Annotated in this window: 24 protein-coding genes; 9 read left to right on the top strand and 15 right to left on the bottom strand. The window is 63.5% G+C overall.

Annotation, left to right across the window (positions count from 1 at the left end; translation table 11 throughout):
- Positions 1-490: aldehyde dehydrogenase family protein (locus BG57_RS14640; protein WP_035964833.1), on the bottom strand; the 490-nt coding region annotated here is incomplete at its 3' end.
- A 153-nt stretch (positions 491-643) separates the two neighbouring features.
- Here BG57_RS14640 and BG57_RS14635 point away from each other — a divergent pair.
- Positions 644-1,579, top strand: a complete 936-nt coding sequence (locus tag BG57_RS14635) for a LysR family transcriptional regulator (RefSeq protein WP_035965033.1) — start codon at positions 644-646, stop codon at positions 1,577-1,579.
- Between the two features lie 6 nt (positions 1,580-1,585).
- Here the strand turns inward: BG57_RS14635 and tam are convergent, their stop codons facing one another.
- Positions 1,586-2,362, bottom strand: coding sequence for a trans-aconitate 2-methyltransferase (gene tam / locus BG57_RS14630; protein WP_035964823.1), 777 nt, complete (start codon positions 2,360-2,362; stop codon positions 1,586-1,588).
- Between the two features lie 220 nt (positions 2,363-2,582).
- Here tam and BG57_RS14625 point away from each other — a divergent pair, with 220 nt between their 5' ends.
- The gene (locus BG57_RS14625) at positions 2,583-3,812 is read left to right on the top strand and encodes a sensor histidine kinase (RefSeq protein ID WP_052005814.1); all 1,230 of its coding nucleotides are present in this window, start codon (positions 2,583-2,585) and stop codon (positions 3,810-3,812) included.
- A 78-nt stretch (positions 3,813-3,890) separates the two neighbouring features.
- On the opposite strand, the gene ahpF is transcribed toward BG57_RS14625, so the two are convergent.
- Positions 3,891-5,465 (bottom strand): alkyl hydroperoxide reductase subunit F, encoded by a 1,575-nt coding sequence (gene ahpF, locus BG57_RS14620; protein ID WP_035964814.1) that lies wholly within the window; start codon positions 5,463-5,465, stop codon positions 3,891-3,893.
- Between the two features lie 145 nt (positions 5,466-5,610).
- Positions 5,611-6,174, bottom strand: a complete 564-nt coding sequence (ahpC, locus tag BG57_RS14615) for an alkyl hydroperoxide reductase subunit C (RefSeq protein WP_035964812.1) — start codon at positions 6,172-6,174, stop codon at positions 5,611-5,613.
- Between the two features lie 185 nt (positions 6,175-6,359).
- On the opposite strand from ahpC, the gene BG57_RS14610 reads away from it, so the two are divergent.
- Complete coding sequence (locus tag BG57_RS14610; RefSeq protein WP_035964810.1) at positions 6,360-7,055, top strand: NADPH-dependent F420 reductase; 696 nt, start codon at positions 6,360-6,362, stop codon at positions 7,053-7,055.
- A gap of 126 nt (positions 7,056-7,181) precedes the next feature.
- On the top strand, positions 7,182-7,850 hold the full coding sequence (gene ribA, locus BG57_RS14605) for a GTP cyclohydrolase II (protein WP_035964806.1): 669 nt from the start codon (positions 7,182-7,184) through the stop codon (positions 7,848-7,850).
- Positions 7,851-7,853: 3 nt separating this feature from the next.
- Here ribA and BG57_RS14600 read toward each other — a convergent pair whose 3' ends face one another.
- The 3 genes from BG57_RS14600 to BG57_RS14590 form a co-directional block, all read right to left on the bottom strand.
- Complete coding sequence (locus tag BG57_RS14600; protein ID WP_035964803.1) at positions 7,854-8,600, bottom strand: 2OG-Fe(II) oxygenase; 747 nt, start codon at positions 8,598-8,600, stop codon at positions 7,854-7,856.
- 82 nt (positions 8,601-8,682) lie between these two features.
- Positions 8,683-9,198 carry a hemerythrin domain-containing protein gene (locus tag BG57_RS14595; RefSeq protein ID WP_035964793.1) on the bottom strand — a complete coding sequence of 172 codons (516 nt, stop codon included), beginning with the start codon at positions 9,196-9,198 and terminating at the stop codon, positions 8,683-8,685.
- A gap of 55 nt (positions 9,199-9,253) precedes the next feature.
- Positions 9,254-11,563 (bottom strand): ATP-dependent DNA helicase, encoded by a 2,310-nt coding sequence (locus BG57_RS14590; protein ID WP_035964787.1) that lies wholly within the window; start codon positions 11,561-11,563, stop codon positions 9,254-9,256.
- A 76-nt stretch (positions 11,564-11,639) separates the two neighbouring features.
- Here BG57_RS14590 and BG57_RS34140 point away from each other — a divergent pair, with 76 nt between their 5' ends.
- Together BG57_RS34140 and BG57_RS14585 are read left to right on the top strand one after the other, a co-directional pair.
- Positions 11,640-11,768: a hypothetical protein gene (locus BG57_RS34140; protein ID WP_268237942.1), complete on the top strand. Its 129-nt coding sequence runs from the start codon at positions 11,640-11,642 to the stop codon at positions 11,766-11,768.
- Between the two features lie 53 nt (positions 11,769-11,821).
- Positions 11,822-12,181: a DOPA 4,5-dioxygenase family protein gene (locus BG57_RS14585; protein ID WP_035964782.1), complete on the top strand. Its 360-nt coding sequence runs from the start codon at positions 11,822-11,824 to the stop codon at positions 12,179-12,181.
- Between the two features lie 7 nt (positions 12,182-12,188).
- On the opposite strand, the gene BG57_RS14580 is transcribed toward BG57_RS14585, so the two are convergent.
- Positions 12,189-12,794 carry a phasin family protein gene (locus tag BG57_RS14580; protein WP_035964774.1) on the bottom strand — a complete coding sequence of 202 codons (606 nt, stop codon included), beginning with the start codon at positions 12,792-12,794 and terminating at the stop codon, positions 12,189-12,191.
- A gap of 407 nt (positions 12,795-13,201) precedes the next feature.
- On the opposite strand from BG57_RS14580, the gene BG57_RS14575 reads away from it, so the two are divergent.
- A complete protein-coding gene (locus tag BG57_RS14575) occupies positions 13,202-13,546 on the top strand; it encodes a helix-turn-helix domain-containing protein (RefSeq protein ID WP_229753857.1) in 345 nt (114 codons plus the stop codon).
- Between the two features lie 45 nt (positions 13,547-13,591).
- On the opposite strand, the gene BG57_RS14570 is transcribed toward BG57_RS14575, so the two are convergent.
- Both BG57_RS14570 and BG57_RS14565 read right to left on the bottom strand, forming a co-directional pair.
- Positions 13,592-14,515, bottom strand: a complete 924-nt coding sequence (locus tag BG57_RS14570) for a DMT family transporter (protein ID WP_035964760.1) — start codon at positions 14,513-14,515, stop codon at positions 13,592-13,594.
- Positions 14,516-15,059: 544 nt separating this feature from the next.
- Entirely contained in the window at positions 15,060-15,584 is a 525-nt protein-coding gene (locus BG57_RS14565; protein ID WP_229753858.1) for a hypothetical protein, read from the bottom strand.
- A gap of 179 nt (positions 15,585-15,763) precedes the next feature.
- Between BG57_RS14565 and BG57_RS14560 the strand changes: the two genes are divergently transcribed.
- On the top strand, positions 15,764-16,129 hold the full coding sequence (locus BG57_RS14560; RefSeq protein ID WP_035964750.1) for a hypothetical protein: 366 nt from the start codon (positions 15,764-15,766) through the stop codon (positions 16,127-16,129).
- Positions 16,130-16,163: 34 nt separating this feature from the next.
- On the opposite strand, the gene BG57_RS33040 is transcribed toward BG57_RS14560, so the two are convergent.
- From BG57_RS33040 to BG57_RS14545, 4 genes are all read right to left on the bottom strand, one after another.
- The gene (locus BG57_RS33040; RefSeq protein WP_160174734.1) at positions 16,164-16,331 is read right to left on the bottom strand and encodes a hypothetical protein; all 168 of its coding nucleotides are present in this window, start codon (positions 16,329-16,331) and stop codon (positions 16,164-16,166) included.
- Between the two features lie 224 nt (positions 16,332-16,555).
- Positions 16,556-17,593 carry a S1C family serine protease gene (locus tag BG57_RS14555; RefSeq protein WP_035964744.1) on the bottom strand — a complete coding sequence of 346 codons (1,038 nt, stop codon included), beginning with the start codon at positions 17,591-17,593 and terminating at the stop codon, positions 16,556-16,558.
- A 70-nt stretch (positions 17,594-17,663) separates the two neighbouring features.
- Positions 17,664-18,560 (bottom strand): ATP adenylyltransferase family protein, encoded by an 897-nt coding sequence (locus BG57_RS14550; RefSeq protein ID WP_035964739.1) that lies wholly within the window; start codon positions 18,558-18,560, stop codon positions 17,664-17,666.
- Positions 18,561-18,636: 76 nt separating this feature from the next.
- Positions 18,637-19,167, bottom strand: coding sequence for an Lrp/AsnC family transcriptional regulator (locus tag BG57_RS14545; protein ID WP_035964730.1), 531 nt, complete (start codon positions 19,165-19,167; stop codon positions 18,637-18,639).
- A 138-nt stretch (positions 19,168-19,305) separates the two neighbouring features.
- On the opposite strand from BG57_RS14545, the gene mdeB reads away from it, so the two are divergent.
- Positions 19,306-22,020, top strand: coding sequence for an alpha-ketoglutarate dehydrogenase (gene mdeB / locus BG57_RS14540; protein WP_035964722.1), 2,715 nt, complete (start codon positions 19,306-19,308; stop codon positions 22,018-22,020).
- Between the two features lie 172 nt (positions 22,021-22,192).
- Here mdeB and BG57_RS14535 read toward each other — a convergent pair whose 3' ends face one another.
- Positions 22,193-22,840: a phosphoribosyltransferase gene (locus tag BG57_RS14535; RefSeq protein ID WP_035964711.1), complete on the bottom strand. Its 648-nt coding sequence runs from the start codon at positions 22,838-22,840 to the stop codon at positions 22,193-22,195.
- Positions 22,841-22,892: the final 52 nt, after the last annotated feature.

Raw genomic sequence — 22,892 nt, 5'->3', positions numbered from 1 at the left:
ACGCCAGCGGGAAGTTGCTCGCGCCGAACACGGCGACCGGGCCGAGGCCGATGTAGCGCAGGCGCAGATCGACGCGCGGCAGCGGCTTGCGCTCGGGCTGCGGCGGGTCGATGCGCACGCCGAGGTAATCGCCGTTGCGGACCACTTCAGCGAACATGCGCAACTGGCCGACCGTGCGGCCACGCTCGCCTTCGAGACGCGGACGGGGCAGGCCGCTTTCGATCATGCAGCGCTCGATCAGGTCGTCGCCGATATCGAGGATGTTCTGCGCGATCGCTTCCAGAAATTTCGCGCGTGCTTCCGGCGCGGTTTCGCGATACACGTCGAATGCGGACCAGGCGAGCGCGCAGGCGCGGTCGAGGTCGTCGAGGGTCGCGCCGCCGAAAGCCGGTTCGATGGCCGCGCCCGTCGATGCGTTGACGGCCTTGATGGAGCCGTTCGCGCCATAGACGGATTGCTGGCCGATGAGCAGATTGCCTGTGAGTTGCATGATGTCTCGTCTCTCTTGTGAATGGTTCGCCGACTCGTATGATGTGTGACGAGCAGGGCGCTGTCCTGACTATACGGCGCGAGGACGCCGCCTGTATAGTGAAACCTTTCCATCGCATGATCGCTTTTCGGAATCACCCCGCAGCGCCGCATGATGAAAAGTTCGCTCGATATTCTGATGTCCCGGCTGCGCATGAAGCAGCTGCAATTGCTGATCGCGCTCGACGAGCACAAGTCGCTGCACAAGGCGTCCAGCGCCATGGCGATGACCCAATCCGCCGCGAGCAAGGCGCTCGCGGAACTGGAATCGATGCTCGAAGCGCCGCTTTTCGAGCGCGCAAAAAGCGGGCTGATTCCGAATCCGTTCGGCCGCTGCGTGATCCGGTACGCGCGCGTGCTTGCCGCTGACCTCAACGCGCTCTGCCAGGAGGTCGCGCAGATTCGCGCGGGCACGGGCGGGCGGCTGTCGGTCGGCACGATCATGGGCGCGGTGCCGGGCATCGTCGCGCCAATCGTCAACAAGATGCACGCGAAGCATCCGGACCTCGCGATCGAGATCATCGAGGACACCAGCGCCAACATGCTCGTGATGCTGGACGATGGCCGTGTCGACCTCGTGATCGGGCGCGCGAGCGTGTCGGATCAGCCGTCGAAGTATCACTATCAGCCGCTTACCGACGAGCCGCTCAGCATCGTCGTCGGGCGAAGTCATGCGGAGCCGGGCGTGAACGAGATCGGCTTCGCGGAACTGGCGAACCATCGCTGGGTGACGTATCCAAGCTATCTGCCGATGAGCGCGCTGCTCGAGCGCGAACTCGACCTGGCCGGCCTGCCGATGCCCGCCAATCCCATCTCGACGGCGTCGCCGCTCGTCACCGTGACGTTGCTGCAGGAGAGTCCCGAACTGGTGTCGATTCTGCCCGCGAGCGTCGCGCGCGTGTTCGAGCGGCACGGCATGCTGCGCGTCTTGCCCGTGCGCATGAAATCAAAGTCGCAGACGTACGGTGTCGTCACGCGAAAGGGTGGCGAACTGTCGCCGGCGGCGCGGCAGTTCGTGCAGATGCTGCGCGAAACCGGCCGTCCGCAATGAGCGTTGTCACCGCGTCGCGACGATGAACAGGCGCGGAAACGGCAGCAGCACGGAACCGTCGTCCAGAACCGTGTAAGCGGAGGCCAGCGCGGATCGGTATTGACTTAGAAAGTCCGCCTGTTCGCCCGCGTCGAGCTTCGCCAGAAAGGGCCGCAATGCGCTGCCCTTGAACCATTCGACGACCGCGTCGATCCCGCCGTCGAGCGCGTGGTGATAAGTGGTTCGCCACACATCGACGCGCATGCAATGCGGCTTCAACAGCCGGTAATACCACTCAGCCGAAAAGCGCGCGGTGCGTTCGACACCCTGCAGCCGTTCACGCCACCGCGCGTCCGACGCGACTTCGCGCATCAGAACGTGAGCGGGCTCGTCGAGGTTGTCGGGCATCTGGATGGCGAGCCGTCCGTTGGGCGCGAGTTTAGCGACGAGCCGTGGCAGCAGCATGTCGTGACCCGGCACCCACTGCAGCGACGCATTCGCGAGGATCAGATCGCACGGTCCGGCGTCGTCCCACGCAGCGATATCCGCAAGCTCGAATGTGACGCGGGGCAGGCGTTTGCGCGCGGCGTCGATCATGTCCTGCGAATTGTCGATGCCGATGACGCTCGCTTCAGGCGCATACGCGATGAGCGCTTCAGTCGAATTGCCGGGACCGCAGCCGAGGTCGACCGCTGTACGAATGGGCGCGCCTTGCGCACCGTGGAGAAGATCGCGCACGGGCCGCGTGCGTTCGGCTTCGAACAGACTGTACTGCTTTGCTTGCCAGCCGGATGCTGTCGTCATGGCTGCTCCTGCCATCGTGTCCGCGTAAAGAATACCGCTACCGCCGCGATCAAGAAAAACAATGCCCGAACAGCACGGTCGGACATACGCCGCGCGGGATGTGTCGGCCTATACTGCCGTGGTGTTTGAAGCGGCATGCGGTCGAATCGACCTTTGTTGCCGCATAACAGATCAGCGTCATGCGCGCCCTCTCCGGCGCACAGCAATCGGAGCATCGCACATGAGCGACACCCCAGCCGGCGGCATGAGCGGTCTCGTGGCCGCGCTGCGCCACCGGCAAACCGAACTCACCGAGCGATGGATGACTCTCGTGTTCGGCGATTCCGAAGTCGAACACGCGGACCAGCTCACGTACCGTCAGCTCGCGGATCATTTGCCGAGCATCTTCGATGAAATCTGCTCGGTGCTCGAGTCGCCCGGCGCCGTCGATAGCGCACGCTCGCTCGAAGCCGACGCGCGGTTGCATGGACAATGGCGCTTGCAGCAGGGCTATCGCATCGACGAGCTGGTGCGCGAGCTCGACGCTTTCCGGCAGGTGTTGCTGTCGGCCATCGGCGAATATGCGTCGACTCACGACGACTTGTCCCGCATCGACGAAGAGCACGCGCGCCTCACGACCGACGAAGTGTTGAGCTTCGTCACGCTGACGTCGATCCGCGAAGCCGTGAGCGAGCGCGATCGCAAGATCGACGAATACACCGGCATGCTCGAGCACGCGAATCACGAACTGACGCTGCGCCAAAAGCTGATCAGCGAGCTATACGAAACACGCATGCAGATCACACGGCGCGTCGCGCACGACCTCCGCAATTTCCTGAATGTTTTCTCGACGGCGCTGCAACTGGCCGCGCGCTCGCCGACCCGGCGCGATACGGCGCTCGCGCTTGCGAACCGCCAGATCGGCGACATGGCGACGCTCGTCGACGAAATGGTCGAATACTCGAAGGTGCTCAACGACGATTCCATCCTGACGGTCGAATCGGTCGATCTCATCGCCCTCTATGACGAGCTGATGCAGTCGTCGCGCGTGGCGGCCGAGGCAAAAGGGCTCACGCTTGTCGGGCATCTGGACGCGGGCTTGAGCGCGGTGGTGTCGAACCGGCTGAAGGTCAAGCAGGTCGCGCTGAACTTGCTGTCCAATGCGATCAAGTACACGACGTCGGGCGAAATCGCACTGTCGATCAGCGTCGCGCCGGGCGATCGCTGGCGTCTGCGCGTCGCCGATACGGGCGTGGGGATCGGCGAGGCGGATCAGGAGCGCGTGTTCGAGGAGTTCGAGCGCGCCGCCGCCGACGATATCCCCGGCGCGGGTCTCGGCCTCGCGATCGTCAAGGAACTGTCACGCGCGCTCGATGGCGAACTGCGCTTCCAGTCGTCGAAAGGGTACGGCAGCGTGTTCGAAGTGACGTTTCCACTCGTGCTGGAGCCGAAGTCTTCCAGCACGCCGTGACTTGCACCGGCAAAGAAAAAGAAAAAGGCGAACGGATCGCTCCGTTCGCCTTTTTTATGACTGCGCTTCCGATGCCGCTTACGCAGCCACGGCTTCTTCCTCTTCGACCGATGCGCGGATCAGGTGATCGAACGCGCCCAGCGATGCCTTCGCGCCTTCGCCCACCGCGATCACGATCTGCTTGAACGGCACGGTCGTCACGTCGCCCGCGGCGAACACGCCCGGCACGGACGTCGCGCCCTTCGCATCGACGATGATCTCGCCGTGCTTCGACAACTCCACCGTACCCTTGAGCCATTCGGTGTTCGGCACGAGGCCGATCTGCACGAACACGCCTTCCAGGTCCACGCGATGGCTTTCGCCGTTCACGCGGTCGGTGTAGGTCAGACCGTTGACCTTCTTGCCGTCGCCGGTGATTTCGGTCGTCTGCGCGCTGGTGACGATGGTCACGTTCGCCAGGCTGCGCAGCTTCTTCTGCAGGACCGCGTCGGCACGCAGTTCCGCGCCGAATTCGATCAGCGTCACCGCCGACACCACGCCCGCCAGATCGATCGCCGCTTCGACGCCCGAATTGCCGCCGCCGATCACCGCGACGCGCTTGCCCTTGAACAGCGGGCCGTCGCAGTGCGGGCAGTACGCCACGCCGCGGCCGCGATATTCGCGCTCGCCCGGCACGTTGATTTCACGCCAGCGCGCACCCGTCGCGAGGATGATGGCCTTCGCCTTCAGCACCGCGCCGCTCGCCAGATGCACTTCGTTGATGCGGCCTGGCACCAGCTTTTCGGCGCGCTGTACGTCCATCACGTCGACGTCGTAGCTCTTCACGTGCTGCTCGAGCGCGGTCGCGAACTTCGGTCCTTCGGTTTCCTGCACGGAGATGAAGTTTTCGATCGCCATCGTGTCGAGCACCTGCCCGCCGAAGCGTTCCGCGACGACGCCCGTCGCGATGCCCTTGCGTGCCGAGTAGATCGCCGCAGCCGCGCCAGCGGGGCCGCCGCCGACGATCAGCACGTCGAACACCGGCTTCTTTTCCAGTTCCTTCGCCGCGCGGGCCGCCGAACCGCTATCGAGCTTCGCGAGGATTTCCTTCACGCCGCTGCGGCCCTGGCCGAAGCTCTCGCCGTTCAGGAACATCGTCGGCACGGCCATGACCTGGCGTTCCTCGACTTCGTTCTGGAACAGCGCGCCGTCGATCGCGACGTGCTTGATGCGCGGATTGATGATCGCCATCACGTTCAGCGCCTGCACGACTTCCGGGCAGTTCTGGCACGACAGCGAGAAATACGTTTCGAACTGATAGTCGCCATCGAGATTGCGAATCTGCTCGATGGTTGCGTCGTCGAGCTTGATCGGGTGGCCGCCGGTTTGCAGCAGCGCCAGCACGAGCGACGTGAATTCGTGACCCATCGGGATGCCCGCGAACTGGATGCTCGCGGCCTTGCCCGGCTCGCCGATCGTGAACGACGGACGGCGCGCAGCGGCATCCCCTTTCTCGACGACGCTGATCCGCGGGGACAGCGAAGCGATTTCGTCGAGCAGGCTCTTGAGCTCGTGCGACTTGTCGCTGTCGTCGAGGAAGGCGACGAGCTCGATCGGCCGGCTGACCTTTTCCAGATAGGCTTTCAACTGATTCTTGAGGTTGGCGTCCAGCATGGCGTTGTCCGTTCCGTGACGTTGTTCTTGGCGTTCTTGCGACGCGCTCCGGCGCGGCGCAAGGCGCCGTACCGAAGGCGTAGGAGGCGAATCCGCCGCGAGTGGTGCGGCGGATTCGTGATGCGCTCGTTGTGAAAACCGAGACTTAGATCTTGCCGATGAGGTCGAGCGACGGCGTCAGCGTTTCGGCGCCCGGCGTCCACTTGGCGGGGCAGACTTCGCCCGGATGCGATGCGACGTATTGCGCAGCCTGCACCTTGCGCAGCAGTTCGCCAGCGTCACGGCCGATGCCGTTGTCGTGCACTTCGCACAGCTTGATCTCGCCTTCCGGGTTGATCACGAACGTGCCGCGCAGGGCCAGGCCTTCTTCTTCGATCAGCACGTCGAAGTTGCGCGAGATCGCGAGCGTCGGGTCGCCAATCATCGGATACTTGATCTTGGCGATGGTTTCCGACGTGTCGTGCCATGCCTTGTGCGTGAAGTGCGTATCCGTCGACACACCGTAGATTTCGACGCCGAGCTTCTTGAATTCTTCGTAACGATCCGCCAGATCGCCCAGTTCGGTCGGGCAAACGAACGTGAAGTCAGCCGGGTAAAACACGAACACGGACCACTTGCCCTTCAGGCTTTCGTCGGTGACGGTGACGAAGTCGCCGTTGTGGTAGGCGGTTGCTTTGAACGGCTTAACTTGACTGTTGATGATCGGCATTACCAGATTCCTCTTGGAGTGGTGTTGAAGAAGTGAATGAAGTATGAACTAAAACTATCAATCCTTGAAAATGGATTGATTTTATCATTGTAATTGATCCAGGCTATGGCGTCGATTCGCCGCGTTTTCCCTGAGGCGGCACTGCGCTTGCGTAGCCAGGTAGGCGCTTAATTCACGGAGGGTTTATGAAGATCGGCATCATTGGAGCAGGCAACATCGGACAGGTTCTCGCTGAGCGCTTCACGCAGTCCGGGCACGACGTCAGCATCGCGAACTCACGCGGGCCGGACTCGCTGCGCGACGTCGAGCGGACGACCGGCGCGGTCGCCGTCGAGGCGCGCGATGCGGTGAAGGGCGCGGAAGTCGTCGTCGTGACCATTCCGGAAGCGAAAGTGCCCGGCTTGCCAAAGGACCTGTTCGCGGGCGTGCCGGCGAACGTCGTGGTGATCGACACCGGCAACTACTATCCGCAGCAGCGCGACGGACGTATCGAGCCGATCGAGAAGGGCATGCCGGAAAGCCGCTGGGTCGAGCAGCAGATCGGGCGTCCTGTCGTGAAGGCGTTCAACAATATCTACGCGGCGCATCTGCGCGAGAACGGCAAGCCGGCGGGCACGGCGGGACGCATCGCGCTGCCGGTCGCGGGCGACGATCATCGCGCGAAGAGCGTCGTGATGAAGCTGATCGACGAAATCGGCTTCGATGCGGTCGATGCCGGCGAGCTCGACGACTCCTGGCGTCAGCAGCCGGCCACGCCCGTCTATACCGCCGATCTCGACGCCGCCGCCCTGCGCGCCGCGTTGCAAAAGGCCGATCCGGTGCGCAAGCCCGAATGGCGCGCAACGGACAACAGTCCCGGCACTTTCGAGAACCCGGCGTGAATCGAGGCCATCAGCGGGGCAACGGGTAAAGCGGACGCGCGCCGTGCGACAATCTGCAAACTTTCCCGATGGGCTTTACCATGACGTGCCGGGTCGCACCCGGCGTCATGGACTCGCTGATTTACTATGAAAACCGTTTCTCCAACGCTTGCCGTGCAGGACACTGATCACCGCTTCGGCGAATGCGCCGAATGCGCGGACGTCGAACTGGTCGCTACCGCCACCATTCCGACGCGTTATGGCACCTTCGGCTCGTATGTCTATCGCGTGAAGGAAACGGATGTCGAGCACATCGCGTTCGTGATGGGCGATGTGAGCAACGGCGACTCCGTGCTCACGCGGCTGCATTCTGAATGCGTGACCGGCGATGTGTTCGGCTCATATCGCTGCGATTGCGGCGAGCAACTCGACCTGGCGCTGCGCTATATCGCCGCCGAGAATCGCGGCATTCTGCTCTATCTGCGCGGGCATGAAGGGCGCGGCATCGGCCTCGCAAACAAGATTCGCGCTTATGCGCTGCAGGAACAGGGCCTCGATACCGTCGATGCGAACCTGCACCTCGGCCTGCCCGACGACGCCCGCGAATACGACTCAGCCGCCGCCATCCTGCGCGCGATGAACGTCCGATCCGTGCGGCTGATGAGCAATAACCCGTCGAAGTTCGATACGCTGCTGCGCCATGACATTCCGGTCAGTGAACGAGTGGCGCTCGCCATCCCGATGCGCGAGGAAAACGAACGCTACATCAAGACGAAGCAGACGCGCTTCGGGCATTACTTCGAAGAGAACGAGTAAGCGTCAGCGCGCGTCGTGGAAGATCACGCCGAGCATGTGCCGCCGGCCAGCGCGCAGGCGGCTGACGCCATGCCGCATGTTCACGCGATACACCCCGCGCGTGCCGTTCACGGGCCGCTGATGCACCGCGAAGAACACCGCGTCGCCTTGCGCCAGGGGCACCACTTCCACGCGTGACTGCATGCGCGGGCGCTGCTCCGTCATCACGAATTCGCCGCCCGTGAACTCGCGTCCGGGCGCGGAAAGCAGAATCGCCATCTGAATCGGAAAAACGTGCTCGCCGTATAAGTCCTGATGCAGGCAGTTGAAATCGCCGGGGACGTAGCGAAGAAGAAGCGGCGTCGGGCGTGTTTGTCCCGCGCGGTGGCATCGTTCGATGAAGGCCGCATGGTCCTGCGGAAAGCGTACGTCGACGTGCATCGCTTCGTTCCAGCGATTCGCAATCGGCGCGAGATGCGCGTACGCCGCGCCGCGCACGTCGTCGATCAGCGCGGGTAGCGGATAAGAGAAGTACTTGTATTCACCGCGCCCGAAGCTATGCCGCTCCATCACGATGCGGCTGCGGAACAAGGCGTCGTCGTCATACGAGGACGCGAGCGCCACGCATTCATCGCTGGACAACAAGCCTGGCGCAATGGCCGAGCCTTGCAAGCCGAGTTGCGTTTCGATATCCGTCCAGTCGAGCGCATCGACGCGTTCGACGATATCCGCGCCCGCATCGTATGCGAGCGCGTTTCCAGTCGCTTTCATGAATGCTCCGGCCGATGTGTGAGTCTCGCCGTCACTGTGCGGCAAAAGCGCGGCTCACACGCACCGGATCTTGCGGTGTGATTCAGTGCGTCGTCGCGGTCGCGACTTCGGTGATGCGGTTCTGCAACTCGGTCTTGCGCGCTTCGATCTTCGCGCCCAGCTTGACCAGATCGACCCCGGCCTTGCGAATTTCCTTGAACAGCTCGGTTTCCTCTTCTTCGACGTGATGCGTGACGTTTTCCTTCAGCACGCGGAAAGTCGCATCGAAGCCTTCGTCGCCGGCGCGCAGCTGCGTGAACTTCTCGATCAGCGTCTTCACGAGAAAGTGCTCGACGTACGCTTCTTCGACGTCGATCTTCTCGTCGTCCTTGCCGAACGCCTCGCGGGCGGCGGGGTAGAGCAGTTCCTCTTCGACGATCGCATGAATCGTCAGCAGTTCGCACGCGCGCTGCACGAGCGTCGACTTGCGTTCGAGATCGTCTTTCGGCGCACGGTCGAACGCGTCGAAAAGCTGTTCGACGGCGCGATGATCGGCGGTGAGGATTTCGAGCGCGTCGCCCGCTTCCGGTTGCCGCAGCGGTTGATCGGTGGTGGACATGGCTTCTCCTTATGTGTGGCCTGGGCTTCTCGCGCGGCAGGCTTTTGGGGTGCCGTTATTCAGCAAGGAGAGTGCCCGCCGCCTCGCGCTCGCGAACGATGTTCACGTTCCACCAGGCTGGCAAGAGCCGCCGCACCTCGGCGCGGGCGAAGCGATCGTCGATCAGGAACAGGACGCCGCGATCTTGCGGCCCGCGAATGACGCGCCCGGCCGCCTGCACCACCTTCTGCAAGCCCGGAAACAGATACGTGTACGCGTAGCCTTCGCCGAAGGCATCGTGCATGCGCGCTTTCATGTGCTCGTTCACGGGGTTCAGTTGCGGCAGCCCGAGCGTCGCGACGAACGCGCCGATAAGCCGCGTGCCCGGCAGATCGATCGCCTCGCCGAACGCACCGCCCAGCACCGCGAAGCCAATGCCGCGCCCGTCCGGCTCGAAGCGCGCGAGAAACGCCTGTTGCGCGGCCTCGCTCATTGCGCGGGACTGCTGCCAGCAGGGTATCGACGGATGCCGCTCCGCCACCGCCGACGCGACTTGCGTCAGATAGTCGAAGCTGCTGAAGAAGCTCAGATAGTTGCCCGGCGCACGCGCATACTGCCCGGCGATCAGATCGGCGATGCGGTCCACGGAGCGCTCGCGATCCCGAAAACGCGTCGATACGTTCGCGATCGCCCGCACGTCGAGCTGGTCCGCGGTGAAAGGCGAATCGACGTCGATGCGCACGGTCGTCGCGGGCAGGCCGAGCATGTCGGCGTAAAAGTGCGCGGGCGTGAGCGTCGCGGAAAATAGCGCGACGCTGTGGGCGCGCGCAAAGCGTGGCGCGAGATGCGGCGCGGGAATCACGTTGCGCAGGCAGAACACGGCGTTGCGTTTGCCAGAAGGCGCGATGTCGAACAGCGAATGCGAGCCGAACCGCTCCGCGATGCGCGTGAACTGCACGGCGTCGAAATAAAAGCGCAAGACATCGGGCGTGAAAACGTCCGGCTGCTCGGCAAGCGTTTCAGTCATCGCCGATACCGCCTGGCCCAGCGCGTTCAGAAGTTTGGCGGGCGGCTCGTCGTGCGCCGCGTATTCGATGCCCGCCGCGCTCTGCTCGCGGCTGGTGTCGCTGAAAGCACGCGCCACGCGAGCCAGCGTGCGCTTGAACGCCGCCGGCGCGGTGCGGCGCATGGCGTTGAACGTGGCTTGATCGAGCGTCGCCGAATACATGCCGCGTGCGCGATCGACGAGGTTATGCGCCTCGTCGACGAGCACGGCCACGCGCCAGCGATTCGCCTCCGCCAGCGCAAACAGCATCGCGCTGGTATCGAAGTAATAGTTGTAGTCGCCGACGATCACGTCGCCCCAGCGCGACAATTCCTGGCTCAGATAGTACGGACAGACGGCGTGCTCCCGCGCCACTTCCGCAATCGACGCGCGATGCAACTGCGCACGTTCCAGCGCAGCGGTGCGCGCCGCCGGCAGGCGATCGTAGAAGCCGCGTGCGAGCGGGCACGAATCGCCGTGACACGAGCGGTCCGGATACTCGCACGCCTTGTCGCGCGCCACCAGTTCGATGACCCGCAGCGGCCGTTGCGTCGACGCGCCGAGTGTCGTCAGCGCATCGAGCGCGAGCTGGCGGCCTGCGCTCTTCGCGGTCAGGAACAATATTTTGTCGAGCTGCTGCGCGGGCCACGCCTTCAACAGCGGAAAAAGCGTGCCGACCGTCTTGCCGATGCCCGTCGGCGCTTCCGCGACGAGGCATCGCCCAGACATGGCCGCGCGATACACGCCTTCGGCAAGCGCGCGCTGTCCGGGGCGAAACGTGGCGTGCGGGAAAGCGAGCGCCGTGAGCGAGGCATCGCGCGCCGTCCGGTGCTGCACCTCCTGCTCCGCCCACGCAATGAACCGCTCGCATTGCGCGTCGAAATGTTCCTTGAGCGCGAGCGCCGATTGCGTCTCGACGAGCACGGTTTCCGTCTGCGCGACGATGTCGAAATAAACGAGCGCGATGTCGATGGATTCCAGCGCGAGCTTGCGGCACATCAGATGCCCGTAGACGCGCGCCTGCGCCCAATGCAGATGCCGATGGTTCTGCGGCATCGACTCCAGCTTCCCGCGATGCGTCTTGATCTCTTCGAGCCGGTTCGATGCAGGATCGTAGCCGTCAGCCCGGCCGCGCACGCGCAGCGGGCCGTAGTCTTCCGACAGCGTGATTTCCTTCTGATACCCGTCGGGCCGGCGCCCAGTCACGGTCAGGTGACCGGCGACGCCTTCCTGTGCGGTCGGCGTGGGCGTGAAGCGAAGGTCGAGATCGCCTTGCTTCGCGGTGAATTCGCACAGCGCGCGCACGGCGACAGTGTAGGCGGGCTCTGGAACTGTACGCATGTACAGTAGTCTAGCATGCGGAATATTGCGCTCCGGCGACGCGTTTATTGAACGTCGCTAACTTTCGGAGATGGACATGAAGCTCGCAATCATCGTCGCGGCGGTCGTCGCGCTGCTTGGTGGAACGCTCGCGGGGTGTCAGACGGAGGGCGGAGGCGCGTCGTCGAGCCGGCCGTCGTCCGGTAGCGGCGGCGGGGCGTATTAGCGGCGTTTCGCTAGAATGGTCGCTGTCTCGATCATGCGCGAACGGATGAAACGATGGAAACGCCCACGATAAGCAGTTGGCACGCGCACGTTTATTTCGACGCCGCCAGCCGCGATGCCGCGTGGCAACTCAGGGAACTGATCGCGGAGCGGTTCGCGATCGACGTGCAAAGCGGCGTGTTGCGGCTCGGGCGCTTTCACGAACGGCCGGTCGGGCCGCATCCCCAATGGTCGTTTCAGTTGGCGTTCGGGAGCGAGCGGCTCGCTTCGATGCTCGAATGGCTGGCCGTCAATCACGGCGCGCTGGATATTTTCATGCATCCGAATACCGGCGATGACTTGCGCGATCATCGCGACTCGGCCGTGTGGATAGGCCGCTCGCACGAACTCGTGCTGACGGCCTTTCAACGGTAACGCGTTCTTACTTCTTTGCGCTCGTAGCCTTCGTCGATACCGCGCGAACGGCGGGCGGCGTCGCTGCACTGGCGGTGCTGGCGGCATTCGCTGCGCTCGCTGCATCGTCCTGTGCGGCTTCGACGACCTGGCGCGCAGCGGCGCGAGCGGCTTCATACGCCGAATTCGCGGACTGCGTGGCCGTATCGATGACCTGCTTCCACGCCGACACGACCGCGTTGCTGCCCGGCGCACCGTTCGCGATGCTGTCGACGAACGCCTGAACGTTGCGTTGCGATTTCCCGATCTGATCCTGCGCGGCCTCCAGATAGACACCGCGCACGCCCGTCGCAACGTCGGCGACCTGCTGCCAGTACGCCTGCGTACTCTCGGCGTTCGCCTGGAATCGCGCGTTCTGAAGCGCGAAGAATTCTTTCGGATCGCGGACGGAGAAAGCCTTCGTCACGTATTCCTGATGCTCCGCGAGTGCTGTCCTGAAAGTGCGCACATTCAAATCGATGAGCTTTTCAAAGCCTTCGACCGCGCGCGATGCAAGACCGAAACTGACGTCCAATCCTGCCTTCTGCGATGCAAGTAGATTCTCCGGCGCAAGACTGCTCGTGCTCGATTCCATTGAAATGCCTCTTTAAGAAAATCGGTGAATTTTGCGGTGCAGCGAAGAATCGATTTTTAGAGAAAGTTACACGCGTGTCAATCGCCATTTCTAATGCTTTATTTTGGCGGCGGCATTGCTCTGTCTAATTTCGGTTCAACGGCAGTCAATGGATATGACGCAACCGCGCGTCCTGCTTGCGATTCTGCCGAGCGAGACGCTGCGCGTACGAACGTTCGATAAACCCTTGACAATAAAGCGTTTTACGTTTGCAGCGGGTAAACACTTAGGGCGGCGGGCACGAGATCCGGTCTATCCCCACTTGACGCTGTGCCCCCTATCTTGAAAAATCTCGCACTGCAATAAGTGCATGATTCAACGAAAGAACAGGGCTGTCATTCGTTCGTCACTGTTATTTCGTACGATTCGTGGAGCAAATCGAGCCGGCACTGAACGGCCAAATATATAAATCGAGAGAGTTGAAACAGATGGGCCGACATACCTTCACCATTGGGCATCTTGAACGCAGTCACGACGATAATTCCTTGCGCCGCGCCATGGCTGCGCGCCTCGACCGGGCGATGCAACGCGCGAACGTCAGTTCCGCCAAAGCCGCGAAATGGGTCGAAGTAAGCGAAGACGACGTGCAATTCTGGCGACGCGGCATTACCGTCCCGCCGCTCCACGCTTTTAATCGCATCGCCAGCGCGCTCGATGTCGACGTGCACTGGCTCTGTACCGGCCAGGCTCAGGCGGCGCAAGCATCGCGCTGATCCGCTATCCGCGTGCTTCGGGCCGTGCGCAGCGCGCGGCAGCGTTCAAACCGCGACCGCCTTGCGGCCGTGCATCAGCACCGTCCCGATACCGCTCGCCGCGATCACGCACATGCCGATCGCCATCCAAAGGTCGGGCGCCTGTCCGAAAAGCAGCCAGCTAAAGCACGATGCAAAGGCGAGCTGCGCGTAGGAAAAGGGCGTCAGCACCGATAGCGGAGCGCGGCGCAACGCCTGCAGCATCAGCAACTGGCCGACGGTCGCCATCGTCGCCATGAACGCGACGAGCATCCAGCTTGCGGCAGTCACGCGCGCAATTTCTGGCAGCAGTTGCGCCTGATCCGCCCACACGGCCACGCACAGCACGATCGTCGCGACGAGCGCGGTCAGAAAGTTCGTCGTGGCGGCGTCATCCACGCGCGACAGATGGCTCGACACGACCTGGAAGCACGCGAACGAGGTCGCCGAGGCGATCGGAAAAATCACGGTCCACGTGAATCCGCTGCCGCCCGGCCGCACCACCATCAACATGCCGATGAAGCCGATCACGACCATCGCCCACTTGCTGCGCGGCACGTGGTCTTTCAGCACGAGCGCGGCGAGCAGCGTGGAGATGAGCGGCGCGAGCATCGCAAGCGATGTCGTCACGGGAAGCGGCAAATAACGGAGCGCGGCGAAGGTGCAGGCGGAGTTCGTGAGCAGCAGGAGCGCGCGGACAATCTGCAATTTCGCATTGTCGGTTCGAAAGAGGCTGAACGAGCCGCGCCGCGCTTCCCAGACGCCGAGCACGATCATCTGGAAGAGGTAGCGCACCGACAGCAGGGCGATGAGCGGGACAGCGGCGCCGATCAGCTTGACGGTCGAGTCGCTGGCGGCGAAGGTGGCGGTCGTCAGAACCATGATCGCGATGCCGGCGCCGGTGTTGTCGGTATCGATCCGAAACCGCGCTTTGCCTTCCAGGGTTGCCATCGACTGTCCGCCCGTCCGCTGCCATGAATGAAGAACGGCTTTAATTAATCCGTTGCTTCCATTCTGCGGACATCGAGCGCGGCTGGCAAGGCGGCAGTAAAGTACTTCTCGGCCTGTTGTGCGAGCGTCACGATGGTGAAATTAACTAGACGGTTCGTTTACGCGGGTGCATGGGGAGGTGGACGAAGAGGCGCGATGAGCGAAAGAAAACGTGAACGCTGCATCCGATCATGCGCGATTCGGGCTTTCTCTTCCGCCGTTTGCCGCCTACACTTAAAGTAGTTTCTCAACGCTTCATCAGGAGACGGCGATGCGAACGAGACCACGCGAAGTCGTCCGTATGCTGGCAATGTTTCGTAGATCGGCGCAATGCCGGGCCTTGCGGGCTGCGTCGGCGCAGGAGGCGATGCGCCTTGCGAGAGAAGAGGCTGACGAAGCGTCCGCGGCGGCGGATACCGAAGCCGATTGCTCGGCAGACACCGATACCGCCTGCAGCGAACGAGCGCAGCGGCGCATGCATTGAAGCCAAGCGCCGCGCTGCGGATTACGCGCGCGCCGCGCTCCTGTACGGCGAGAAGCGCCAATGGCCCGCCGCATCTTTCACGGCGACTGCGCCATGCTCATGCAGCATGTCGCCGATCGGACCCGGCTTGATATGTTCGGTGATCCTGATGACCAGCAGCGTGCGCTGCCGAACGGCATCGTCGTTTTCCGTGGGACCCGGCGGCCGTGTCGGCTGCGGGTCGCGGGAAACGAAACGGTTGTGCGCCCCGATTACCCCTTGATGTTCGCCATGTGCGATGTATTCCGCCTCGTCCTCTTCGTGCGAGGGCAGCGGAAAGGCGTCGAAATCGACATCGTTCGGCCCGGCGCGGTACAGATGCGCGTCGTCGCGCGAAAGTCCGGCATGTTGCAACGCGCGCAGCGCCTCGTGTCCGTCGCGATAGGACGCAAATACGCCCACGATCACCTGATTGGTCGCCTGATTCATCGTCGTCTCCGTCCGCGTGTATGCGCGTATCGTCGATGCGAGCGTCGCTTCCTTGATCGAACGACGCGACGCTCGCATGAGTACGCGGTGTAGGAATCATCAGAAGAGACAGCAACGTGCGTTCCCGCACGTACGCCCGGCGCGGCACGTTTTCGAAGTTTGTCCGGGTTGCGACCCTATCGGCAATCGCCTAAAGTGGGTGGGCGTCTTTTCAGGCCACAGCGCGTCGACTCGAATGCGCTTTCTACGAGGCTCGCATGACAGCGAAAGCGTGTGCGTGGGTGTGTCTGCTCATTATGGCAGCGGCGGGCTCAGCATGGGCGGCGCCTTGCTTCAGCGACGGCGACATCGTGATGCTCGAAGGCAAGATCACGCGCCAGGCTGCGCGTCAGGCCGACGCCGCCACGAACCGCGCATGGATTCTGGCGCTTTCGAGCCCTCTTTGCATTGCGAGCGCGGGGACGCAGTCGAACGTATCGACGGTGCAGATCGTGGATGCCGAACTGCCCGAAGACGCACGCGTGCAGCTTACCGGCAAGCTCGTGACCGGCAACGTAAGTGCGTACTACGCCGTGCCCACGGCGATCTGGGTGCTCAAGCAGCGCATTCTGTCGGAGCGCTGATCCGGCGTCATGCTCAGTGGTACTCAGTCTGCAATCAGGCCGCCTTCGCTTGCGAACGGCAATATTGCGCGACGACCCATTGCAGCGGCTGTTCGTCGAACTTGCGCTCTTCGGCGAATCGCATGATGGCGTCGAGTTGCTGGCCGCTGCAGCGGAACGCCTGACGGCGCGGCATCGAAAGTTTGGTCTTGTGCTTGGTCATGGCAATCCCTTTTGCTTGGTTCTTATGGACCTTGGGACCTTCCCGGAGGGCAGGCCGGTCGAACGGTGACCCGCTCGTGCGCCTGCTGCTCCTTTATTAAGCCGGATAGTCGCTGTTTCGACCGGCTGTTAGCGCACATAGTCACCAGACAATCGTTGTAGCGCAAACCGTGGGCCTGACAGGTTCGCGCTGGCCTGAGTGCTTCGTGATGCCGACGAAAAACGTCAGCCGGTCTGTTCGACCGGCGTCACTTCGATGTCCTGTTTCTGCGACCCGCGCAGCACCGTGATCTTCACGGCACGATCGATCCGCGATGCATCCAGCGTGCGCTGCAAACCGTCGACGCTATCGATGACGACGTCATCCACCGCGACGATGCGATCGCCGGCGCGCAGGCCACCCGACGCAGCTGGGCTTCCCTTGACGACTTCCATCACGTGCACCGCGCTCGCGGCCGGCAGCCCGAAAAAGCGCTGCACGCGCCGCGAAACGGGCGCAGTCGTGCCCGCGACGCCGATGTATGCGCGCCGCACCCGCCCGTGCGCGAAGATCTGCATGATCACCCACTTCGCAGTGTCGATCGCCGTGGCGAAGGAAATGGCCTGCGCGCCCGAGATGATCGCGGTGTTCACGCCGATGACCTGTCCCGTCGAGTTGATGAGCGGCCCGCCCGAGTTGCCGGGATTGAGCGCGGCATCGGTCTGGATCACGTCGTAGATCATGCGGCCGGAGTTCGATCGCAGCGAGCGTCCGAGCGCCGACACGACGCCCGTCGTCACCGTTTGCGCAAGCCCGAGCGGATTGCCGACGGCGATCGCGATCTGCCCGACGCGCAGGCTGTGCGAATCGCCGAGTGCGACATGCGGCAGCGGCTCCGGCGAACCGATTCGCAGCACCGCGAGATCGCTGTCGGGATCGTCGCCGACGAGATCCGCATGAAAGCGCGCGCCGTCCGCCAGTGTCACGGTGATGCGCGTCGCGCCGTGGACGACGTGGCTATTGGTCAGCAGATAGCCGTCGGGCGTGAAGATGAAGCCCGAACCGGTGCCGCCGGCCGCGCGGCGGGCACCGCGCGCATCGGCATATTCGCGTTCCACTGAAATGAAGACGACGGCTTGCTGCACGCGCTCGAGCGCGCCGATCACGGTGCGCGAATAGGCATCGAGCACCGCGGCGTCGTCGAGCGGCTGGAGCGGCTGCGAGGGCGCGGCGTCTTGCGAGCCGCGCGCAAGATCGTCGATGAATCGAGGACGGCTTCCCATGTCGGACTCCGAATGTATGAGAGCCGACATGCGGGCCGCCGCACGGCTTTTCAAGACGGGTTCGGCGCTCTCAGGCGGGCCGCGATGCCCGCGCGAGCAGGCTCATCGGTCCGAGCGTTTCGACGATGCGGCGCTGTGCATCGTCACGCACGAAAAGCGATCCTGCGAAGCCGAGTGCGTTCACCGCGATGCCATCGACATCGGCGGCGGTGCGCGCGACGGCGAGCATCCATCGGCGTGTGACGAGCAGGTTGTAGGGCGCCGATTGATGCACCGCCCCGAGCACGTCGAACGGTTCGATACCGATCGCGTCCAGCAGCCGGCGATACGTATCGAATGCGTCGGCCGCTTCGAACGACGTGGCATCGCCGAGCCACGCGGCGGCATGCCCAAACGGCAGTTGCGGCACGCGATACGGCGCGGTATCGCGAGCGGCTTCGACGAGCGGTTCGATCGGCACCGGATGACCGTCGAGCGGCAGCGGCACGATCTGCAGATGCTTGTGCGGCTGGCTCGATCCGGCGACGGCGCCGCCGTTGTAAAAGCCGAGGCCGTCGAACTCGCGCAGGCAGGCGAGAAGCGCCGCGAAGTCGCCGGCGTCGAGCAGCGCGGCTTGCGGCTCGAACTCCGTCGTCACGATCAGCAGGTGATGCGCGAGCACGTTGAACTTGTTGAGCAGGAGAAAGTGCCGCTCGCCGATGTCGCCGACGCGCAGCGCCTCCTCGCACGGAGAGAACGGATCGCGCCATTCGCTGGCCGCATCGGCCGCCGTCTTGGCCGCCAGTTTCGCGGCTTCTTCCTTGCGGGCGAGATTGGCCGCCTGACGCACGAGAAAGCGCACGCCTTCATCGTCGATGACATGCGGAACGGTATCGAACGGACGCAGTGCGCCGCAGGCGAGCGCGTGTTCTGTCTGCTGAAGGACATCGCGCCACGATGGCGCGCGAAGCGGGGCGCGGTCGGTCATCGGCGTTTCCGGGGAGTGACAGGAGCGTCTATTCTGCGCGATTCGACCGTCCGCCGCGCGGAGCGTTCATAGCGCGTCACGTCCAGTCGTCTTCATCGTGCTTGGGTTCCGGCAGCGTCAGTCCTGACGCGGGCAGCGGCAACGCGGTCTTGTATCGCACCTGCTTGAGCGCAAAACTCGAGCGGATGTTCGACACGCCCGGCATCTTCGTCAGCCGTTCGAGAATGAAGCGTTCCAGCGCCGCCACGTCCGGCAGAACGACCCGCAGCAGATAATCGGCGTCGCCCGTCATCAGATAGCACTCCATGACCTCGGGACGCTCGCTGATCGCCTGTTCGAAGCGGGCGAGCGCGTCCTTGACCTGCTTTTCCAGACTGACCTGAATGAACACGTTGATGCTCAAGCCGAGCGCCTCGGGGCTCAGCAGCGTCACGTGCTGCCTGAACAGCCCCGCTTTTTCGAGCGCCCGCACGCGGTTGAAGCACGGTGTCGGCGACAGGTTGACGGCGCGCGCCAGTTCCGAGTTCGTGATGCGCGCGTTCTGCTGCAACTGGTTCAGGATGCCGATATCGATACGATCGAGGCGTTGCTTCGGTTGCACGCTCATAGTGTGATGATTCCGGTTTTTTGCGATTTCGAAGAATGAACACACTATCTCAAAGCGGCGCCGCAGCCAAATGAGACGCAAATTCTGGCGGGAACTGGATATGCTTGAAAGCATTCAGCCCTTACCCGGAGTCGCGCCATGACGGACTTGTCGAGCGGAACCAGCCAGCTTCTTTCCCTTGCGCGAGGCCGTGAAGACACGGACCCCGCCGAAACCGCCGAATGGCTGGAGGCGCTCGATGCGGTCGTCGCGCACGTCGGCAAAGAGCGCGCGCAATATCTCTTCGACAGGCTCGCGGAGCATGCGCTGTCGGTCGGCGTCGAATCGGCGCGGGCGCGTGCGACTCCCTACACGAACACCATCGGCGTCAGCGAGCAGCCGCCGTATCCCGGCAATCTCGATATCGAAGAGAAACTCGCGGCTGTCCTGCGCTGGAACGCACTGGCGATGGTCGTGCGCGCCAACCGAGCGTATGGCGAGCTTGGCGGCCATATCGCGAGCTACGCATCGGCGGCCGATCTCTTCGAAGTCGGCTTCAATCATTTCTTCCGCGCCGCCGGCGATGAACGCGGCGGCGATCTCGTCTATTTCCAGCCGCACTCGTCGCCGGGCGTCTATGCCCGCGCGTTCCTCGAAGGTTTTCTCGACGAAGACCATCTGCGCCACTATCGCCGCGAGATCGCGGGACCGGGATTGTGCTCGTATCCGCATCCGTGGCTGATGCCGGACTTCTGGCAGTTCCCGACCGGCTCGATGGGCATCGGTCCGATCAACTCCATTTATCAAGCGCGCTTCATGCGCTATCTGCAGAATCGCGGCTTGAAGCAGACGGAAGGACGCAAGGTGTGGGGCTTCTTCGGCGACGGCGAGATGGACGAGCCGGAATCGATTGGCGCGCTGTCTCTGGCGTCGCGGGAGCAGCTCGATAATCTCGTGTTCGTGATCAACTGCAACTTGCAGCGGCTCGATGGCCCGGTGCGCAGCAATGGCCGTATCGTCGATGAGCTCGAAGCGCAGTTCACCGGCGCGGGCTGGAACGTCATCAAGGTGCTGTGGGGATCGGACTGGGACGCGCTCTTTGCGCGCGACCGCACCGGCGCATTGCTGCGCGCGTTCGCGCACACGGTCGACGGCCAGTTCCAGACCTTTTCCGCGAACGATGGCCGCTACAACCGCGAGCGCTTCTTCGGCCAGAATCCGGAACTGGCGGCGCTCGTCGCGCATGTGTCGGATGAGGACATCGACCGTTTGCGGCGCGGCGGTCACGACGTGCGCAAGCTGCACGCGGCATACGCGAGGGCGCTGGCGCATCGGGGCCAGCCGACGGTGATCCTCGCCAAGACGATGAAGGGCTTCGGCATGGGCGCGGTCGGGCAGGGCCGCATGACGACGCATCAGCAAAAGAAGCTCGATCTCGATGACCTCAAGGCGTTCCGCGACCGCTTCCGTCTGCCGCTGTCGGATAGCGATGTGGAACAACTTAAGTTCTACAAGCCTGCCGACGATGCTCCCGAAATGCGCTATCTCCACGAGCGGCGTGCGGCGCTGGGCGGCTATCTGCCGCGCCGCCGTGCACGGGCCTCGCAACCAATCGTGCCGCCCGCGCTCGATACGTGGGCTCAGTTCGCGATGGATGCCGCCGGCAAGGAGATGTCGACGACGATGGCTTTCGTCCGCATGCTCGGCAGCCTGATGAAAGATGCGACGCTCGGATCGCGCGTCGTGCCGGTCGTGGCGGACGAGGCGCGTACGTTTGGCATGGCTAACCTTTTCCGGCAGGTCGGCATCTATTCGCCGCTCGGCCAGTTGTACGAGCCGGAGGACATGGGCTCGATGCTCTACTATCGCGAGGACACGCGCGGCCAGATTCTGGAGGAGGGCATCTCGGAAGCGGGCGCGATTTCATCGTGGATCGCAGCGGCGACGTCCTACAGCGTTCACGATTTGCCGATGCTGCCGTTCTACATCTACTACTCGATGTTCGGCTTCCAGCGCATCGGCGACCTGATTTTCGCGGCGGCGGATCAGCGTTCGCGCGGCTTTCTCATCGGCGCGACGGCGGGACGCACGACGCTCGGCGGCGAGGGCTTGCAGCATCAGGACGGCACGAGCCACCTGTCGGCATCGACGATACCCAACTGCCGCGCTTACGATCCCGCGTTCGCGTACGAGGTCGCAGTCATCGTCGACGAAGGTATGCAGGAGATGATGCAGCGGCAGCAGGACGTGTTTTATTACATCACCGTGGGCAACGAGAATTACGCGCAGCCGTCCGCGCCCGGCAAGACGCTGGATGCCGCCACGCGCGAAGGCATTCTGCGTGGCATTTATCGGATTGGCGACGCTGCTTCGGCGAACGACGCGCAAGTGCAATTGCTCGGCTCCGGCGCGATCCTGAACGAGGCTATCGCCGCCAGCGCAATGCTGCAGGCGGACTGGAACATCGACGCCTCCGTGTGGAGCGTGACGAGCTACACGGAGTTGCATCGCGATGGCGCGGCGTGCGAGCGGCTTGCGCGTCTGTCGGATGCGGAAAACAAGCCTTACGTCGAGCGTGCGCTGGAAACGTCGCGCGGACCGGTGATCGCCGCGACGGATTATGTGCGCGCGGTGCCCGAGTTGATCCGCGCTTACGTGCCGCGCCGTTATGTGACGCTCGGCACCGATGGCTTCGGCCGCAGCGATACGCGGCAATCGTTGCGCGCGTTTTTCGAAGTGGACCGCGTGTCGATCGTGCTGGCGGCGCTGAAGGCGCTGGTCGATGATGGCGTGGTCGCGCGGTCGGTGCTTGGGGAGGCGCGGAAGAAGTATGGGCGGGAGGAAGCGGAAGGCGACGCTCCCTGGACGCGGTAGCGTGCAGGGCGGGCAATGGGCGGGCTTACGCGGCGCTGTTGTGCCTCCGCCAAGTAATCAGGAATGCTTGTCAATCTTCAGGAACCGGCGCCCGCCTCGGACTGCTTCTGATGGCGGATGATGAAACGGCGTGGAACCATGCGGCGGCGCAACGCGACACCCCCCGTAAGCACTAACCCCGCAAACCCAGCAACGTGCGGACTTCCTCATCGCTAGTCTGATCGAAGTCGAAATAGAACTGCCCGACCCCCAGGTACTGCTGCGGCCTCAGCACGCACACGAACTCATCGACGACATGTGCAACGCGCGCCTCCGAATCCAGCGGGGCGACCGGCACCGCCGCAACGATCAAAGCAGGCGGCGCGTCGCCGTTGCGCAACGACATGGCGGCGGCCTTCATGGTTGCGCCGGTCGCCATGCCGTCATCGACGATGATCGCAATCTTGCCCGACAGAATCAGCGGCGGCCGCGATCCGCGATAAAGCCGCTCGCGCCGTCCGAGTTCCGCGCGCTCGCTGGCAATGACGTCCTCGAGTGCGGAAGCGGACACGCCCGCATATTCGACGATGCGCTCATCGAGATAGAACGCGTCGCCGGAAGCGATCGCGCCCATCGCGAGTTCCGGCTGCCACGGTACGCCCAGCTTGCGCACGACGAGGACATCGAGCATGGCATCGAGCGCGCTCGCCACTTCGAACGCCACCGGCACGCCGCCGCGCGGCAGGCCGAGCACGATGACGTCGTCGCGGGCCGCATACGTCGAAAGAAGCGTGGCGAGTTCGCGGCCTGCGTGGCGTCTGTCGGTGAAAGTCGAGGTCATTTGACGTGTCCTCGGATGTGCTGGAACATGCGCCTGCACGTCCCCTAAGCCC

Origin of the sequence: Caballeronia grimmiae (assembly GCF_000698555.1) — a bacterium.
GTDB lineage: Bacteria > Pseudomonadota > Gammaproteobacteria > Burkholderiales > Burkholderiaceae > Caballeronia > Caballeronia grimmiae.
The sequence above is the reverse complement of the archived record's forward strand: the minus strand, read 5'-3'. Positions and strand labels throughout refer to the sequence as shown.